Raw genomic sequence first — 464 nt, 5'->3', positions numbered from 1 at the left:
TACTTTCTGACTCTCTCATTTTATCAAAAAAATTGCGTAAGTATATTACGCAATTATTACATTTCTATGTCTTGTTTGTTATTCCAAATAAACGCTCAAATAACGGCTGTAGTACGAAAAATAAGGCCAAATTGAATAGTAAACTTGGAAGTAATTTATTAAAAACAAAGATAAACACAGACAAGTTTGTTATATGAAAAATACGAGCAAATGAATAACTAATAAATTCAAATTGAAAAATAGCTACTAGTAAAATCAGAATATTAATTCCTCGCTTGCTGACTGCACTTTGGAAGAAGAAATAGATACAATACAAAACTAAAGGAAGGGTTGTAGTAGCAATACCAATCAGATTAAGATAACTAATATCATATACCAAACCTAGCAAAGTAAATATGAATAATGAAAAACCAAGAGACACATAGTTAGCATAAAAAATAGCTAACATAAGTACCAAATGACTT

At 28.0% G+C, this 464-nt stretch carries 1 protein-coding gene; it reads right to left on the bottom strand.

What is annotated here, in order from left to right; genetic code table 11:
- Nucleotides 1–64: 64 nt before the first annotated feature.
- On the bottom strand, nt 65–464 hold a 400-nt coding region (gene mreD / locus C1E99_RS09580), incomplete at its 5' end, for a rod shape-determining protein MreD (protein WP_105207397.1).

The organism is Streptococcus suis, assembly GCF_002964045.1.
GTDB lineage: Bacteria > Bacillota > Bacilli > Lactobacillales > Streptococcaceae > Streptococcus > Streptococcus suis_U.
This window is presented reverse-complemented; position numbering and strand designations above follow the sequence as displayed.